Annotated in this window: 14 protein-coding genes and 5 tRNA genes; 15 read left to right on the forward strand and 4 right to left on the reverse strand. The window is 34.9% G+C overall.

What is annotated here, in order from left to right; translation table 11 throughout:
- Positions 1-198: 198 nt before the first annotated feature.
- Positions 199-272, reverse strand: a tRNA-Gly gene (locus tag WMO18_RS08760).
- 243 nt (positions 273-515) lie between these two features.
- Between WMO18_RS08760 and WMO18_RS08765 the strand changes: the two genes are divergently transcribed.
- From WMO18_RS08765 to WMO18_RS08805, 9 genes are all read left to right on the forward strand, one after another.
- Positions 516-592, forward strand: a tRNA-Arg gene (locus WMO18_RS08765).
- A gap of 10 nt (positions 593-602) precedes the next feature.
- Positions 603-679 (forward strand) — tRNA-His (locus tag WMO18_RS08770).
- A 3-nt stretch (positions 680-682) separates the two neighbouring features.
- Positions 683-758 (forward strand) — tRNA-Lys (locus WMO18_RS08775).
- A gap of 54 nt (positions 759-812) precedes the next feature.
- A tRNA-Gln gene (locus WMO18_RS08780) sits at positions 813-888 on the forward strand.
- 220 nt (positions 889-1108) lie between these two features.
- Entirely contained in the window at positions 1109-1306 is a 198-nt protein-coding gene (locus WMO18_RS08785; RefSeq protein WP_211147688.1) for a hypothetical protein, read from the forward strand.
- 225 nt (positions 1307-1531) lie between these two features.
- Positions 1532-2275 (forward strand): AzlC family ABC transporter permease, encoded by a 744-nt coding sequence (locus WMO18_RS08790; protein WP_211147687.1) that lies wholly within the window; start codon positions 1532-1534, stop codon positions 2273-2275.
- Complete coding sequence (locus WMO18_RS08795) at positions 2265-2573, forward strand: AzlD domain-containing protein (RefSeq protein WP_211147686.1); 309 nt, start codon at positions 2265-2267, stop codon at positions 2571-2573. The genes WMO18_RS08790 and WMO18_RS08795 overlap by 11 nt, the downstream gene beginning before the upstream one ends.
- Positions 2570-2722 (forward strand): GNAT family N-acetyltransferase, encoded by a 153-nt coding sequence (locus tag WMO18_RS08800; RefSeq protein ID WP_367286550.1) that lies wholly within the window; start codon positions 2570-2572, stop codon positions 2720-2722. The genes WMO18_RS08795 and WMO18_RS08800 overlap by 4 nt, the downstream gene beginning before the upstream one ends.
- Positions 2723-2900: 178 nt before the next feature.
- Positions 2901-4259 carry an MATE family efflux transporter gene (locus WMO18_RS08805; protein ID WP_211147685.1) on the forward strand — a complete coding sequence of 453 codons (1359 nt, stop codon included), beginning with the start codon at positions 2901-2903 and terminating at the stop codon, positions 4257-4259.
- A gap of 178 nt (positions 4260-4437) precedes the next feature.
- On the opposite strand, the gene WMO18_RS08810 is transcribed toward WMO18_RS08805, so the two are convergent.
- A complete protein-coding gene (locus WMO18_RS08810; RefSeq protein WP_211147684.1) occupies positions 4438-7470 on the reverse strand; it encodes an alpha-amylase family glycosyl hydrolase in 3033 nt (1010 codons plus the stop codon).
- Positions 7471-7744: 274 nt separating this feature from the next.
- Positions 7745-9793 carry a sodium-translocating pyrophosphatase gene (locus WMO18_RS08815; RefSeq protein ID WP_211147683.1) on the reverse strand — a complete coding sequence of 683 codons (2049 nt, stop codon included), beginning with the start codon at positions 9791-9793 and terminating at the stop codon, positions 7745-7747.
- 215 nt (positions 9794-10008) lie between these two features.
- Here WMO18_RS08815 and WMO18_RS08820 point away from each other — a divergent pair, with 215 nt between their 5' ends.
- Positions 10009-11919 (forward strand): alpha-amylase family glycosyl hydrolase, encoded by a 1911-nt coding sequence (locus tag WMO18_RS08820; RefSeq protein ID WP_211147682.1) that lies wholly within the window; start codon positions 10009-10011, stop codon positions 11917-11919.
- 82 nt (positions 11920-12001) lie between these two features.
- On the opposite strand, the gene WMO18_RS08825 is transcribed toward WMO18_RS08820, so the two are convergent.
- Complete coding sequence (locus tag WMO18_RS08825) at positions 12002-12415, reverse strand: CBS domain-containing protein (RefSeq protein ID WP_022506047.1); 414 nt, start codon at positions 12413-12415, stop codon at positions 12002-12004.
- Positions 12416-12637: 222 nt separating this feature from the next.
- Here WMO18_RS08825 and WMO18_RS08830 point away from each other — a divergent pair, with 222 nt between their 5' ends.
- The 5 genes from WMO18_RS08830 to WMO18_RS08850 all read left to right on the forward strand — a co-directional run bounded on the left by WMO18_RS08830 (position 12638) and on the right by WMO18_RS08850 (position 18160).
- Positions 12638-13579 (forward strand): glycosyltransferase family 2 protein, encoded by a 942-nt coding sequence (locus tag WMO18_RS08830; protein ID WP_022506046.1) that lies wholly within the window; start codon positions 12638-12640, stop codon positions 13577-13579.
- A gap of 311 nt (positions 13580-13890) precedes the next feature.
- Positions 13891-15000: an iron-containing alcohol dehydrogenase family protein gene (locus WMO18_RS08835; protein WP_211147681.1), complete on the forward strand. Its 1110-nt coding sequence runs from the start codon at positions 13891-13893 to the stop codon at positions 14998-15000.
- A gap of 3 nt (positions 15001-15003) precedes the next feature.
- Positions 15004-15996 (forward strand): ABC transporter substrate-binding protein, encoded by a 993-nt coding sequence (locus WMO18_RS08840; RefSeq protein ID WP_022506044.1) that lies wholly within the window; start codon positions 15004-15006, stop codon positions 15994-15996.
- 453 nt (positions 15997-16449) lie between these two features.
- Positions 16450-17373 (forward strand): ABC transporter permease, encoded by a 924-nt coding sequence (locus tag WMO18_RS08845; protein ID WP_022506043.1) that lies wholly within the window; start codon positions 16450-16452, stop codon positions 17371-17373.
- Complete coding sequence (locus WMO18_RS08850) at positions 17366-18160, forward strand: ABC transporter ATP-binding protein (protein ID WP_022506042.1); 795 nt, start codon at positions 17366-17368, stop codon at positions 18158-18160. Before WMO18_RS08845 ends, WMO18_RS08850 begins: the two co-directional genes overlap by 8 nt.
- Positions 18161-18307: the final 147 nt, after the last annotated feature.

Below are 18307 nucleotides of genomic sequence, written 5' to 3' on the forward strand. Positions count from 1 at the left end.
TTGCAGAGCAATTCACCTTTTAAAGAATGACTGAAGGAGGGAAAAACTATAAATTAGATGAATTAATCGGTTATTATATAATTTATCTACATTACATAATCAACCCCACAAACCTTAATTTGTAGTGTAATATACCTAAATAAAGTGAAGAATTAAAAAACAAAAGAAAAAAGACAGTAACCAAAGTTACTGCCTTAGTGGAGCGGATGATGGGAATCGAACCCACACGATCAGCTTGGAAGGCTGAAGTTCTACCACTAAACTACATCCGCATTTCTTCACTGCAAGTAATATTATATCATAGGGAAGAAAATTTGTCAACGATAAATTTATTAACAACTATAATAATTATACTACTAAAAGTGAATAATTATTCTATATTAGAATATAAAAAATAAATTAAAAAAACTTTAAAAAATTTGAAAAAAAGTGTTGACAAATCTATAATGATTGGATATAATATAGAGGCTGAATGAACGAGGTAAAAGCTTAAAATAGTTCATTCTAAATGATATGCGCCAGTAGCTCAGCTGGATAGAGCAACTGCCTTCTAAGCAGTAGGTCAGGGGTTCGAGTCCCTTCTGGCGCGCCATTCATTTATGGTGGGTATAGCTTAGTTGGTTAAAGCGCCAGTTTGTGGCACTGGAGACCGTCGGTTCGAATCCGACTATCCACCCCATTCGATCCATTAGCTCAGTTGGCAGAGCACTTGACTTTTAATCAAGGTGTCCGGAGTTCGAATCTCCGATGGGTCACCATATAAAAACCGTATTTGAATTACTAAATACGGTTTTTATTTTTTATAATGATAATGAGCTGTCGCCAAGCGGTAAGGCAACGGACTTTGACTCCGTCATCCCGTGGGTTCGAATCCCGCCAGCTCAGCCAAAAAAGACCTAGGCAATAGCCTAGGTCTTTTTCTTTTGTAAAAATTTTTATTTTTTGAGATAAGTCCCATTTTTGGCATTGCACTAATTTTAATTTGATATTAGAATTGTGTTATAAGGTGAGTATTTTATAGAATATAAAACTAAATTGTATTTATTTACAACCATATGAAATTATTAAATCGTACGAGAAAAATCTAGATTAAAAGGTAGGTGATATTATGAAACTTAAATACATAGGTGAGAGCTTTGGTGTTGACTCACTTACTAATGGAAAAATTTATGACGCTACAGTTGAAGATAATGATTATTACAGAGTCGTAGATGATAGTGGTGAAGATTATCTATATCCCAAAATTAATCCTGCACCACTTTACGGAAGTTCAGTAGGTGGCAGATGGGAGATTGTTGAGGAATAAAACAAAGCACTAAGCCTTGATGGTTTAGTGCTTTTACTATGTATAATGTATAAATGAAATTTACCTCATTAAATTTCAGAACTTGTAAAATAACTGAGAATTATATTTATTTCTGTTGAATAATCATCCTATTTTTGTTATTATAGTATGGTACGCAAATTTTAATGTAATAATTTAGAATTAGATAATATATAAAGATTCTTATTTTTAAAATAGGGTGTTAAAATGGGTAGGTTAAAATTTTTAAAGTCAAAGAGAAAGGTTCTTACTGAGGGCTTTCGTGATGGTATTCCTATTGGTTTAGGTTACTTGGCAGTTTCTTTTTCCTTAGGTATAGCTGCTAAGAATGCCGGACTGACTGCTTTTCAAAGTTTCTTAGCAAGTTTATTTTGCAATGCTTCAGCCGGTGAGTATTCCGGCTTTACAGTTATTGCAGCCAATGCAACATATGTTGAAATGTTCATAGTTACCTTGGTAGCAAATGCAAGGTATCTGTTAATGAGTTGTGCTTTAAGTCAGAGAATGGCTGAGGGTACAAAGTTGATACATAGAATTGTTTTAGGGTTCTATATTACAGATGAACTTTTTGGCATAACAATTTCCAGAAAAGGGTTTATTGACCCATATTATACTTATGGTGCAATTTTATTTGCAGGGCCATGTTGGGCAGTAGGTACTGCTCTTGGTACAATAGCCGGTAATCTGTTGCCTTTAAGGATAGTCAGTGCATTAAGTGTTGCACTTTATGGAATGTTCCTTGCAATTGTTGTACCACCATCAAGACAGAATAAAAAACTACTTGGCATTGTAGTGTGTAGCTTTGTTCTAAGCCTAGCTTGTGCTTATTTGCCACTTGTTTCAACTTTAACTGAGGGTACAAGAATTATCATTCTTACTGTTGTTATCTCAACAGTAGCAGCAATTCTTTTCCCTGTAAAGGATAAGGAGGTAGCAGAGGATGAGTCATAATGTTTATATTTACCTTATTATAATGGCTACAGTTACCTTAGCAATAAGAATTTTGCCACTAACACTAGTGCAAAAGCAGTTCAAAAGTCAGTTCGTAAAGTCATTCCTATATTATGTGCCATATGTAACACTTTCAGTAATGACTTTTCCGGCAATTTTCCAAGCAACACAAAGTCCCGTTGTAGGCATCATAGCTTTCATAATCGGTATAATAGCAGCATGGTTTAATGCAGGGCTTTTTAAAGTTTCTGTAATCTGTTGCAGTGTTGTATTTATATTAGAATTATTTTTCTGTTGAGCATTGTAAAAGATAAGTACAAGAATTATTTGTATTTAGATGTAATGCTTGACCAAAAAAAGAATGTGCCATTCTACATAAAACAAGGGTTCAATGTTATGGAAGATGGTACTGGAATGAATATTGTAAATGAGAATAATAAATATTAAAATTACATAGAAAAACACCTATAAAATATAACTAATTTTATGGGTGTATTTTTATATGTTTTTTGTAGAAAAAAAGGTTTGACTATTTACATATCATAATATATAATTGTGCTTGGAATAATCAAAAGTAGTTAAATTCTTTCAATATTAAGCAAATAATGTTTAAGGAGAGATGTTTATGAGTGGTACAAAAACAGTTGCAGTCAAATTAACTGAGGGTAATATTTTAAAGAAAATGTTGATTTTTGCAGTGCCTATTATAATAGGTAACTTACTACAAGAACTATACTATATTTTTGATACGCTTATTGTTGGTCAAACTTTAGGTGATATAAAGTTGGCAGCAGTTGGAGCTACAAGTTCACTGGTATTTTTGGCTACAGGTTTTATTATCGGTATAACAAGTGGTTGTGCAGTTCTTACTTCTCAATTCTTTGGTGCCGGTGATGATAACAGAATGAAAAAGTCAGTAGCATCACATATTGTTATCGCTTTAATTTCAACTGTAGTTTTAACGGTGGGATTTGTACTTTTAGCGAAACCACTTTTAATTTTACTAAATACAACAAGTGATACCTTTGCTTATTCAAAAACCTATCTAACAATTATATACGGTGGACTTCCTGCTACAATGCTTTATAATGTGACATCAGCACTTTTAAGATCGGTAGGGGATAGCAAAACACCTTTAATGTTACTTTTGCTTTCATCAGTACTAAACATTGGTCTTGACCTATTATTTATTTTAGTATTTGGTTGGGATGTTGCCGGTGCTGCAATTGCAACAGTAATTTCACAAGGTATCTCAGCCTTGCTTTGTGTTGTGTATATTAAGTTTAAAGTGCCTTTCATTATTCCTAACAAAGAAAGTTTCAAAGGGATAAAATCAATGCTTGGTGATGAATTCAAGATTGGTTTCCCTATGGGTTTCCAGTATTCAGTAATTTCAATTGGTATGATGGTACTACAGTTTTTTGTAAATGGTTTTGGTTCAAGTGCCGTTGCTGCTTATACAATAGGCAACAGAGTTCAACTATTCCTACAAAATCCACTAAATTCAATGAGCATTGTAATGGCTACTTTTGCCGGACAAAATGCCGGTGCTAAAAGATATGACAGAATAAAGTCAGGTACAAAGAAAGGTCTTTTACTTTGTCTTGTATATTCATTGGTTATCGGTGTATTAGCCTTTATATTTGCTGAATTTTTAACATCAATTTTTCTATCAAATTCCGACCCTATTACAATGAAGTATTCTATTGAATTTATCAGATGGAACTGTATCTTTGAATGGTCGCTTGGTATGCTATTTATTTATCGTGGTGTAATTCAAGGTCTAAAAGACGGTATTGTGCCTATGATAGGTTCAGTACTTGAAGTTATGATGAGAGTTCTTTCTCCACTGATTTTCAGCACAACATTAGGTTTTGCATCAGTTTCATTTGCAGGTCCTGCTGCATGGAGTGCCAGTGCAATACTTATGATTATTGTGTATTTCCATAAGTTCAGAAAGTTAAAGAGAATAGGAACTTTATAAATAAAAGATAAAAAGAAAATCGCATTTCCAATAGGAAGTGCGATTTTTTGTTTTAATTAATTATTTTATATGTGGTGAGAATATTTTATTATTAATGATAGTGAGTAAATATATATTTTATTATATAAAAAAACAGCTACCCAAATTAATGAGTAGCTGTAATTATAAAGGTTATATATTAGCCAAGTTTGTCAATTTTTTCAGCAGCATATTTCTGGATCATTGTTGTATCCTTAATATTAATCTGACCGTCTTTATTAACATCAGCAAGTTTTATGTTGATTGTTACTGCCATATCAGATGCATACTTTTGAATTAGTGTAGCATCTTTAACACTAACAACACCATCACCGTTTACATCACCAAGAAGTTCTGTTGGTGTTGTAGCAGTAGTAGCAGTAGTAGCTGTAGTAGCTGTAGTAGCTGTTGTTGCTGTTGTTGCTGTTGTTGCTGTTGTAGCTGTTGTTGGCTTTGTAGTTGTAGTAGCTGTTGTAGGAACTACATATGGGCTGCTTGACCACTTACCGTTTGAATATAGATAACCGTCACCAGGAATGCTTAGGTTACCTGTCTGTGAACCACCATTGTTGCTAAAGATACACATATCGTTATCCTTAGGGAATGAAGCATACCAAATGTTATCCTTATACTTTGTCATTGCAACGCCAGGCCACTGAACTGAAGAAGAGTTATTTGATTTGCTCCAGTAGTAAACGTAAGGTGTAGCAAAATTATTTGTGTTTTCATAATATACTGTAACATTGCTTGATGGGTCCGGAGTTGTTGGAATAGTAGCAGATGGCTTTTGACCTGTATATGCCTGCCACTGGTTACCTGTAGTAAAGATCATATCAGTTGAATTAATCTTTAGACCAGGCTGACTTGCAGCTGGATATCTGTTTGAACCACCACTGAAGATAACCTGACCATCTGTTATTTCTTCAGGAACTTCAATTATATATAGACCGGTTGAAGGATCAAGTGTCATCTTCTGACCAGGCCATTTTGCATTTTCAACTACTGATGAACCACTTTCATTATAAATGTAAGCGTAGATTGTTGAACCCCAATTTAGTGATGGGTCAAAGTATACTCTTGTAATTGCATCTGGGTCTTTCTTCTTAAATGAGAATGACTTAGATACTGTTTCTTCTGAATTTGTAGCTGTCATTTTAACTTTAAATGTTGTGCCAACCGGAATATCTTCACCAATTGTGAACTTCTGACCGTCAACAGCCTTGAATTCTTCACCACCGTTAATTGAAACCATAGCGTAGTCAGCACCCTTTAGAGATACTGTAACTTCTTCTGAATCATAGAATGATGAAGCACCTTTTAGTGACATATTGATTGTAGATGTAGGACCTTCAATTAGAATTGTACCATGCTCACCTGAGTTAAATGTAGCAGTACCATCTGTAACCATAGCCTTTGTACCATCATAAGCATTTGTTACTTCTGTACCGTCTGACCATAGTGAAGATACATCTACTGCAATGTCCTTGTTATTAGGAGCACCGATTGTTGCAATAATATTATCTGATACAGTGCCATCGTCATATGTTCTGGCAAATGTATAACCTGTTGAACCATTGTAAGCAGTAATTTGCTGATGTTGACCGGCACCGACTGCTACGTGGTTTTTACGGAAAGTACCAACCTTCTGCCAGTGAGCTAGTTCGTCCTGATCTATTGAATCCCAGTTCATATCACTTCTTAGTGAGTGACCACTACCACCGTGACCGTCAAAGTTCATACCTGGAACAGGCTTACGGTTTGTTTCATCACCATAGAAAACTTGTACTGCACCAGGAAGTAGCATTAGAGCAGAACCCTGATATGCCATGTCTGATGTACGAGCAAGATTTGAGTCATGAGAAGAGATATATGTTAACTGATTAAACTTATCGTTTGAGTTGATAGAATCTGCATAGTGTTGGAACTTACCATTGATTGAACTTGCTGCAGGAAGTGGACTACCTGATGAATCAAAGTTAATCATTGAGTCAAATCCACCTTCTGTGAAGTATGAATCATATCCAGAACCGATGTTGTGATCCCAACATTCACCTGTCATCCAGAAGTCTTCATCCCAATCAGCACCGGCCTTAGTTGGGTTGTTCTCTCTCCAAGTCTTAAGAGCAGATACACATTTATCTTTTAGCTTTTTCCATGAAGCCTGTTCAACGTGCTTAGCAGTATCGCAACGGAAACCGTCAACACCATACTGAGAAACCCATTCAGAAAGCCATGTTGTTAGGTAATCACTAACGCTACCTGAGTTGTCGCCGTATTTAGCAACCTTCTGGTCATATGTACCTTCCTGAGTCCATTTTGTTTTTAAAATAGGAGGGATAGATACTGTCTTTGTCTGTTCTGTTCTAAAGTCAGGAAGACCTTCTAGGCTTCTTGTTAGGTCGCTACCGCCTTGACCACCGGTGTATCCAGGAAGACCTGAACGAATCCAGTCATTGCCCCACCATTTGCCCCAGTCAGAAGCAGATGTTTCGTAGTCAATGTTACTGTTTACATCACTAACATCGTTTAGTTTATACTTGAAATCAGATGCACCTGGAAGAAGTGTACCAAAACCAAATTCTTCCATATCGGCAACTGAATTGTAGCCTGAGTGGTTCATAACAATATCAAGTACAACACGGATACCATGCTTATGAGCTGTATCAACCAGTGTTTGGAATTCTTCTTTTGTACCAAAGTTAGCATCTGTTTCTGTGTAGTCAAGAACATAGTAACCGTGGTATGAGTAGTGGGCAAAACCCTTACCTGAATCAACATAGCCGTGAATCTGTTCGTAAGGAGCAGAAATCCAAATTGCGTTTACACCTAGGTTATCAAAGTAACCATCTTCGATTTCCTGTGTAACACCGGCAAAGTCACCACCATGGAATGTACCAGGAGCTGTATCCCAGCCTGATAGTGGAGAGCCATCTTTGTCTGTTGCACGACCATATGAGTGGTCATTACTTGTGTTACCGTTTTTAAAACGGTCAGTTAGTAGAAAATAGACATTTGCATTGTCCCAAGTGAAGTCATTTGCACTTGTGATTTTTGAAACGCCAGTTTTTTTGTCTGTTGTACTTGCTTTTGATTCATTCTTATTGACTGTAGTTGCGTTAACTGTTAGGTTAATTGCAAAGATAGACAATAACATTGATAAGCATAGAACAACAGATAAGATCTGTTTTTTCATAATTTCTTACCTTTCTGTATTTTATATTTGTAAGGAAATCACTACATATTTCCTTACATTAATATACGACTATATTATATCAAAAATCAAGTCATTTTACTATTATCATTTTTAACAATTTATAGTGCAAGATTATAGTTAATAAACACAATATATGTGAATATAATATTAACAATTTTAAATAATTTGTATTATATTTTTTAAAAAGAAAAAAAGCCTTGTTACTTCTATTTAGCAACAAGACTTTTATAAAAATTATGCATTTTATAGAATATTAGCCGATAATTCCGTTACCGAATAATGGAGCAAATACAAGGCTAACAATTGTCATAAGTTTAATAAGAATATTAATTGATGGACCTGATGTATCCTTAAATGGGTCACCAACAGTATCACCGACTACAGCAGCCTTGTGGCTAGGTGAACCTTTGCCACCATGATGACCACCTTCAATGTATTTCTTAGCATTATCCCAAGCACCACCGGAGTTACTCATAAAGATTGCAAGTAATACACCGGTAGTTAGTGAACCACCCAGCATACCACCAAGAGCCTCAGCACCAAGTAATACACCTATAATAATAGGGGATACAATAGATAAAACACCAGGTAGAATCATCTGTCTTAGTGCTGCGTGAGTAGAGATAGCAACACAGTTTTTGTAGTCAGGTTTTCCTTTACCTTCAAGAATACCCGGAATTGTTCTAAACTGTCTTCTGACTTCTTCAATCATACTTTGTGCAGCTTTACTTACACTGTCCATTGTAAGTGAAGAAAATAGGAAAGGTAGCATACCACCAACCAATAAACCAATAACTACCTTGTAGTTCATAATGTCAATAGTGGCTAGGTTAACCTTTTGTGCAAATGTAAAGAATAGTGCAAGTGCAGTTAAAGCAGCAGAACCGATAGCAAAGCCTTTACCGATAGCAGCAGTTGTGTTACCTACAGAGTCAAGAGAATCAGTAATTTCTCTAACTTCATTCGGTAGGTCACTCATTTCAGCAATACCACCTGCATTATCGGCAATAGGACCATAAGCATCAACTGCAACTGTAATACCTGTTGTAGAAAGCATACCTACAGCAGCAAGTGCTATACCATAAATACCGGAAGTACCGTCAGCACCTGTACCGTTAGTTACAAAGTAAGCAACAAAAATGCCAACACCAATAAGAATAATAGGGATAAGTGTACTTTGCATACCTACTGCAATACCACTGATAATTGTTGTAGCAGAACCTGTTTCACTTTGTTTAGCAATTTTCTTTACAAATGGAAATTTATCGGAAGTGTACATTTCCGTAATTGTGCCGATTAGCAGTCCAACCAATAAACCTGCAATAATTGCAATGGCAAATCTAAATGTTCCTAGCATAAAGTAGCTTAGTAAAACTGAAGAAATTATTACTAAAGCAGATGCTACATAAGTACCTGTGTTAAGTGCTTTCTGAGGATTTTTACCATCCTTGCCCCTAACAAATAATGTACCGATAATAGAAGAAATAAGACCGATAGCAGAAAGTAAACAAGGGAATACTGCATATTTCCAAGAAGAACTGCCACTAAATGCAAGTACACCAAGTGAAATAGCAGAGATAAGAGAACCGGCATAGCTTTCAAATAGGTCAGCACCCATACCGGCAACATCACCAACATTGTCACCAACATTATCGGCAATAGTAGCAGGGTTTCTTGGGTCATCTTCAGGAATACCTGCTTCAACCTTACCCACAAGGTCAGCACCAACATCGGCAGCTTTTGTATAGATACCACCACCGACTCTGGCAAATAGAGCAATTGATGATGCACCCAGTGAAAAACCAAATAGAATGTTGTCATCTCCGGTAAGTGCATAAATTAGGCAAACACCCAGCAGTCCAAGACCACTAACGCACATACCCATAACTGCACCACCACTAAAAGCAGTAGATAATGCACTGTTCATACCTTTTTCTTTAGCAGCATTAGCAGTTCTGACATTAGCCTTAGTAGCTACACTCATACCACAGTAACCGGCTAAAGTAGAAAGTATTGCACCAATTAAAAACGCAAGTGCAGTTCTGTAGTTTAGCACATCACTTTTTGTAATAATTCCACAAACTGAAATAACAACAAATACAGTTGCAACAAAAATTACAAGAATTTTATATTCCGAAAACAAAAATGCCTTTGCACCTTCGTTTATAGATTGTGCGATTTCTTTCATCTTTTTAGTACCGGAATCCATTTTGTTAATTCTTACAGCCAATATAACTGCATAAATCAGAGCAACTACACCTCCGATGGCTGATAAATAGGTTAAAGTTGTTAACATATTCATAATAACCTCCTTATTAATACTTTATTCATACATTCTAGCATACATAATAATAAATTTCAAGCGCTATCTAGATTTCTGTTAAAATTATACAATTACACTTACTTGAATTTGGAAGTATAATCAAATTGTAAATTTTTTTATTTTTTCTAAAATATTATTGCCTATAAGTAAGAAAAAATGATATAATGAACTTATAATATATAGGAGGTAACGCTATGAGCAAAAAATTAATTTCAATTTTACTTTCTTTAGCTATGGTAGCCGGTGCTTCTGCAACTATCTCAGTAAATGCAGATGAAAATGAAACAACTACTACCCAAACAAAAGAAACTACATCTACTGTAGATGTAAACAAATTCGGCGATGCTGATGGCAATAATAAAATCAATGTAAAGGATACAACTGCTATTCAAAAGTATCTTAACAAGAGCATTGATTCTATTGATGGAACTTATGCCGATGTAAATGAAGATGGCAAAATAGATGTTAAGGATGCTACAATTATTCAAAAGTACATAACTAAGAAGATTAACACTTTTGCTGCAAAGGCAGATAATGATTGGAGAACTTCTTCTGTAGGTTATGAAATTTTTGTTCGTTCATTCTATGATAGCAATGGGGATGGTTGTGGCGACTTCCGTGGTGTAGCTGAAAAGGTTGATTACCTAAAGTCACTAGGCGTTAATGTTGTATGGCTAATGCCATTTAACAAGACAGATTCTTATCATGGTTATGATGTAACAGACTATAATGATGTTTGTAAAGATTATGGTACAATGGATGACTTTAACTATATGATGAATACTCTTCACGATAATGGCATTAAGGTTGTTATGGACCTAGTTGTAAACCATACTTCAAAGAATCATCAGTGGTTTAAGGACTCTAATAAGAAGTCCGGTTCCGGTAAGTATAAAGATTATTATGTATGGAATGATGGTACACAGGCTATTCCATCAGTACAGACAATGTTATGGACTTGGTCATTTAATAGGGGTGCGAGATATTATTCTTGCTTTAACGGTAATATGCCGGACCTAAACTATCAGAATAAAGATGTTTGGAACGAAGTTGACTCTGTTGCAGACTTCTGGCTGGATAAGGGCATTGATGGTTTTAGATTAGATGGTGCAATGCATATTGATGATACTATCAATTCCGGTAAACTTCATGTTGATGATAAAGAAGGTTCTGTAACACATGAATGGTGGCAACACTTTGAAAACCATGTAAAAGAAAAGAATCCTAATGCTTTCTGTATCGGTGAAGTATGGCCGGAAACTGATATGGAAGCAACACAGGCAAAGTTCTTTGCTGACCTAGACTCTAACTTTGACTTCTATAATATGAGTGAAATAAAGTCAATGGTAAAGGGCACTAAGAAGAATATTGCAAATAGTAGTCAATCATATAACGAGAAAATTCAAGCAAGTGCAAGACAAACACCTAATGTTTCTAAGACTACTATTAATTCCGTAATGCTTAGTAACCATGATGTAAACAGAGTTGCTTATGAAATTAATCAGAAAAATCCTGATAAAGAAATTGCAATTGCAAGAATTAAACTTGCCGGTAGTGTTCAGATGACTATGAAGGGTATGCCTTGGATTTACTATGGTGATGAACTAGGTCAGTCCGGTGGTGGTACAGGTGGTTCATCTGACCCTAACAGAAGAGAGGCAATGGACTGGTACACTGCTCGTGACGGTAAGGGTGCAACAAAGATGAATTCAATTCGTTCATGGAGTGCGTCAGAAAGATTTACTAAGGCTAATGACGGTATCTCAGTTGAGGAACAAGAAAATGTTGACGGTAGTGTTCTTGAACATTACAAGAAACTAATTAGCATTAGAAATAAATACAAGATTTTCTATACAGGCGACTATAGTACATCTATTGCAAATGATGGTATCTACGGTTACTCAGTAACTGATGATAGCAGAGATTATTCAATGTTTGTTATCCATAATAACAAAACTGACGATGTAACTTTCAAGGCTAATTATGACTTTACAGATGAACTTTCCGGTGAATCTTATAAAACAGGTGACACAGTAACTGTAAAAGCACTTACTTCAATGATTGTTAAATATACAGGTGAAACAATCCCACTTTCAGCAAATTAATTAAAGACATAAGAAAACTCCTTAACCAAACGGCTAAGGAGTTTTTTGATTGCTTAGTTTGATATACATTATATAATGTATATTATTCTGAACCGTATTTAATTTTAAGTTGTTCTTCATAGATGTTTTTAAAGATTACTTTTCTTGTAACAATACCAACAAAAACATCTCTGTCATCAGTAACAGGAACAAAGTTTTGGTCAAGACATTTAATAAGTAGCTTATCTATACTTGCAGTGATTTTTACTGCCTCATAAAAGTCTTCCCTAAGAATGTTTCTAACCTTAACTTTCTTTAGGTCTGCATCCGGATTGTCCATTATGTAGTACAAGAAATCACCTTCTGTGATTGTACCTCGGTAAATGCCATCAGAATTGATAACAGGTACAGCAGAGTATGAATTTCTTCTAAATATATCTAGTGCAAATTCAATAGAGTCCTTTGTTCTTAGATACTCAACATTAGCTTTTGGTATTAAAAGTGATGGAATGTTCATAGCAACCTCCTTCATTCGTACATATTATACCATATACATATTCCGAAATAAATAGATTTTAGTAATTTATTTCCAAATTCTGCTCTTTCATTATTCTGTCATTGATTTTAAGTATTTAAGGTGATATAATTGTGAAGATGGGGTGAATTTTACTTAAAATCTATTTTAGTAAAGTTTATTTGAGCAAATGTTTTTAGTTTAACTATTTTTCAGGAGAAAGTTATGGTAAAATTATATTTAGCAGTTCCTTGCTATAATGAAGAAGAAGTACTTTATGATACAACAGAAAAATTAACTAAGAAATATGACCAGATGATTAATGATGGTCTTATTACAAGTGACAGTAAGATTTATTACATTGATGATGGTAGTAAGGACAAAACTTGGACTATTATTGATGAATTACATAACAAGAATAAATATGTAAACGGTATTAAAATGAGCAGAAACAGAGGTCACCAAAATGCACTTCTAGGTGGTCTTATGACAATTAAGGATGACTGTGATTGTGTAATTTCTATTGATGCCGATTTACAGGACGATATTAACACATTTGATGAAATGATTAAGGACTTTGAAAACGGTTCTGAAATTGTTTATGGTGTTCGTAGCAAGAGAGCAACAGATACTGCTTTCAAGAGAATGACTGCACAAGGTTTCTATAAAGTTCTTTCAATGCTAGGTGCTGAAGTAGTTTATAACCATGCTGACTTTAGATTAATGAGCAAGAGAGCATTAAATGCTTTAGCAGAATTTAAGGAAGTTAACCTATTCCTAAGAGGTCTTGTACCACTTGTTGGCTTTAAGTCAAGTGTTGTTGAGTATGAGAGAAGTGAAAGACTTGCCGGTGAAAGTAAGTACCCACTTAAGAAAATGTTAGGTCTTGCATGGGATGGTGTTACCAGCCTATCAATGAAACCTATCAGAATGATTACTTCTTTAGGTGCTATTGTATTTTGCATTAGCTTAATTATGTTAATCTATAGTTTTATTATGTGGATTATCGGCAATACTGTTTCAGGTTGGTCATCACTTATTGTTTCAATTTGGGCATTGGGTGGTCTTCAGCTACTTGCAATCGGTGTTGTTGGTGAGTACATAGGAAAAATTTATATGGAAAGTAAGCACAGACCAAGATTTATAGTTGAAGAACAATTAAAATAGTGTTATAATAATAAATATTGATAGTTATTTTAAATAATTATTCAGTAAAAGAAAAATAAATACCATTCAAACCGATGATGTGGGAGTAAAACGGCAAAAGACCTTTAGCGAGTAGATGATGGTGGAAGTTCTACGGAAACTATGCTGACAAATGGGCCACAGAGGGAAAGGTGAATTTTAGTAGCTAATCCGTAAGTCTGCGTTAAAGACTAGAGTGACAATTCTTTTACGGAATTATCAGAACTTGGGTGGTACCACGATAATTCGTCCCATACGCTTTATGCGTATGGGATTTTTTGTTAGGTGATATTATGGAAAATTATAGTATAAACTTGCCTTCATATTCTGTTGGAGATAATGTTTATGAAAAAATTGAAAAAATCTGTAGTCCATATGGTAGCAAAGCAGTTGTTATCGGTGGACACAAAGCAATTAATTCTGCAAAAGAATTATTAATCTCAGCCACAAAAGATACTAAAGTAAGTATCATTGACTTTGTGTGGTATGGTGGAGAGTCTTGTTTTGAAAATGTAGATGAATTAGCTGAGAATGAAAGTGTAAAGAAAGCCGATTATCTTTTTGCAGTTGGTGGTGGTAAAGCACTTGATACTACAAAGTGTCTTGCAGTAAAGATAAATAAACCGGTTTTCACATTTCCTACAATTGCAAGTAACTGTTCACCGGTAACTTGTGTTTCAATTATGTATACTAAGGAAGGTGTTTTCAAACAACCATTCTTCTTTGAAAAGCCACCTAAACATGCATTTATAAATACAAGCTTGTTGTGTAAGTCACCATCAAAATATTTATGGGCAGGTATGGGTGACACATATGCAAAGTATTTTGAAAGTTCTGTTTCTTCTAGGGGAGAAGATACTTTAGTTCATTACCACAGACTTGGTGTTGTAATCAGTCAAATGTGCCTTGAACCGATTTTGAAGTATGGTAAGAAGGCTTTGGAAGATAATAAGAATAAGGTTAATTCCTATGAGTTTGAACAAACTGTACTTTCAATTGCTATTACAACAGGTATTGCATCAATTTTATTAACAGCAGAACATATTATAGATTACAATACCGGTCTTGCACATGGTATTTTCTATGGACTGACTTCATTTCCACATATTGAAGAAAATCATATTCACGGTGAAGTTGTCGGTTTTGGTGTACTGATTCTTTTGTTAGTAGATAAGCAGTACGATATGTTTAAGAAAATGTATGATTTTAATGAGAGTGTGGGACTTCCAACTTCTATTGCTGATGTAGAAATTGAAGAAAAAGATTTACCGGCAGTAATCAAGAAAACTCTTGAAATGCCTGATGCTGACCACAATCCATATGTTGTAACAGAAGAAATGTTAGTGGATGCTTTTGACAAGTTGTCAAATTATAATAAAACAAAAACTTTATTGGAGGGTTAAAAAATGAAAAAAATTTTTGCAGTAATCTTAACTGTAGTAATGATGGCTACACTATTTGTTGGTTGTAACGGTAGTGACGGTTCATCAAGCAAAACAAAGAAAGTTGCTATTATTCAGCAAGTAGAAAACGGTGCTTTTAATGATATGCGTGAAGGTATCATTAAAGGTCTAAAGGCTAAGGGTTATATCTCTGGTGACAAGGATGTTGATTATCAATGTGCCGATGGTGACGAAACAAACCTAAACACAATTACTCAGTCAGTAGCTAACGGTGACTATGATGCAGTATTTACTGTTGCAACACCGGCAACTCAGAGTATGGTAAACCAAGAATCAGATATTCCTGTATTTTTCTGTGCAGTTTCTGCTCCTGTAGCAGCCGGTGTTATTAAGGATATGGATAAGCCTGATATGAATGCAACAGGTACATCAAATGCAATTCCTGTAGAAGAAATTTTTGGTCTTGCAAAACAGATGACACCAAAAGCAAAGAACTTCGGTCTACTATATTCTTCAAAGACAGATGCAGCCGTTAACACAGTTGAACAGGCAAAGAATTACCTAGAAAGTAAGAACATTAAATATACAGAAGGTGCAGTTGTAGAAGATAGCGAAATCGCTACAACAGTTGAAAGCTTATGTAAAAAGTGTGACGCAATCTTTATTCCTAATGATGCAGTTATGCAAGGTGCTATGAGTACAATTACCGAAATTGCAAGAGAAAACAAAATAGCAGTTTACGGTTCTTCAGCAACAATGGTTGATTCAGGTTGTCTAGGTACAAAGGCTATTGATGATATTGGTATTGGTGAAAAGACAGCCGATTTAGCATCAAAGTATTTTGAAGGTGAAAAGGTAGAAAATATTCCATCAATCGTTGTACCTTATGACTACGTCACAGTTAATAAGGACGATGCGAAAGCTATTGGTATTAACCTAGATAGTATTGACTTTGGTAAAGATACAGTTAATCAGGTTAATGACGCGAAGAACTAATTTAATTAGTAAAGAATTATAGTTTAGAATTTAGTACAGACTTATAGTTTTAGAATGTAGGGGCGAATATCATTCGCCCGTAAAAAAACAGACTATTAATCTATTACAATCTTCCCTTTGTTAGCGAAACTTAAATTAAGTACAAACTAACAAAGCCTCCCTCAGACGAGGGAGGTGGGAAATTAGTTTCATCTAAATGAAACTAATTTGTCGGAAGGAGGGAAAATAGGATAAATTAAAACTTTGTCCTATGTGAATTCCTAAGATTAGAACAAACTTACCAGCCTCCCTTGTGTAAAGGGAGGTGTCACCAAAGGTGACGGAGGGATTGTTTTGGTACAATCTTTAGTTTATCTAAGACTAATCTGATAGATAAAACAATGTAGGGGCGAAATTTATATTCGTCCTAAAAATAAAAACACAAAAGAAATTTAGAAGTACAAGGGGTTATTTATGAGCCTTAATGTTATTTTGGGAGGACTTGAGCTGGGTTTCATTTACGGAATTATGGCTCTTGGACTTTACATATCCTTTAGAATAATGAATGTTCCTGACCTTACAACAGAGGGTAGCTTTACTTTAGGTCTGGCAGTATCAGCAGTTGTAGCAAATGAGAACCACTCTTGGCTAGGCATTTTACTTGCTTTCCTAGCCGGTTGTTGTGCAGGTTTTGTAACAGGATTTTTACAGACAAAGATGAGAATACACCCTATCTTAGCCGGTATTATTTCAATGTGTGGACTATATAGCGTAAACCTTATGATACTTGGTTCACCAAATGTAAATATTCCAAAGGACTCAAGAGTATTCACATCAGTTGATAATTTATTTGATAATATTGGTCTTGATATTTTTGGCAGACATAATGCAAAGATGATTCTTTCATTTGTTGCAGTAGTTGTTTGTGTACTTGTTGTGATTTGGTTCTTTAGAACACACTTTGGTCTATGCCTAAGAGCAACAGGTAATAATGAAGATATGGTTAGAGCTTCTTCTATTAATGTTGATGTTAGCAAGATTGTTGCACTAATGTTAGCTAACGGACTAATTGCACTTAGTGGTAGCTTTATTGCTCAGTACCAAGGCTATGCAGATATTTCTTCCGGTAACGGTATCCTTGTTGTTGGTTTGGCATCAGTAATTATCGGTGAAGCTATTATGGGTAAGCGTGGCGTTACTCTTGGTCTTATCTCTGCAATTGTAGGTTCAGTTATCTACAGATTTATCATTACTTGGGTAATTAATTCCGGTATCTTTACTGCTCAAGTTATCAGACTAATTACTGCTATTATTGTTGCAGTAGCACTTTCTATTCCGGCATTTAAGTATTATATTGCCAGATTTAAGATTAAACACGGAGGTGGAAGAAATGCTTGATGTAAATAATGTTACTAAAGTTTTTTCTAAGGGTACAGTAAATGAACATACTGCCCTTAACAACCTTTCACTTCATTTAGATAAGGGTGACTTTGTTACAATCGTAGGTAGTAACGGTGCCGGTAAAAGTACACTTTTTAATGCTGTTTGTGGTTCTTTCCTATGTGACAGTGGCAAGATTATTCTTGACAATGAAGATATTACTTATAAGAAAGAACATAAGAGAGCAAGAGTAATCGGCAGAGTATTTCAGGATACTATGAAGGGTACTGCACCTGATATGACTATTGAAGAAAACCTAGCCCTTGCATATAGCAAAGGCAGAAGAAGAATTTTTCAGTCAGCAGTAAATGATAAAATGAGAAAATTCTTTAAAGAACAACTTGCAAGATACAATATGGGCCTTGAAGATAGACTAAAGAATAAAGTAGGACTTCTTTCAGGTGGTCAAAGACAAGTTGTAACACTACTAATGTGTACACTTGCAGTTCCAAAACTTCTGTTACTTGATGAACATACTGCTGCCTTAGATCCGGCAACTGCTGAGAAAGTTATGGAAATCACTAAGCAAATTGTTGCAGAAAATAACATTACAACAATGATGATTACCCATAACCTAAATCAAGCACTTACCACAGGTAATCGTACAATTATGATGGACAGTGGTGAGATTATTCTTGATATTCCATATAACGAAAGAAAGAATATGAATAGGGATGACCTTCTTCAAATGTATAGTATGAAGAAAAGAGAAGCCCTTGATAATGATAGAATTCTGTTTTCATAATTTTTAATTTTTAATTAAATAACAAAAAGCTCTGTCTTACTTTAATAGTTAGTACAGAGCTTTTTTACTATGATAAATATATAAAATAAGATAAAGATTATGGATTATAGGTGTAGGAACATCAGCCTTTATATAGGTGCTTTGCCC

Source organism: Ruminococcoides intestinihominis (assembly GCF_040096285.1).
Lineage (GTDB): Bacteria > Bacillota > Clostridia > Oscillospirales > Acutalibacteraceae > Ruminococcoides > Ruminococcoides intestinihominis.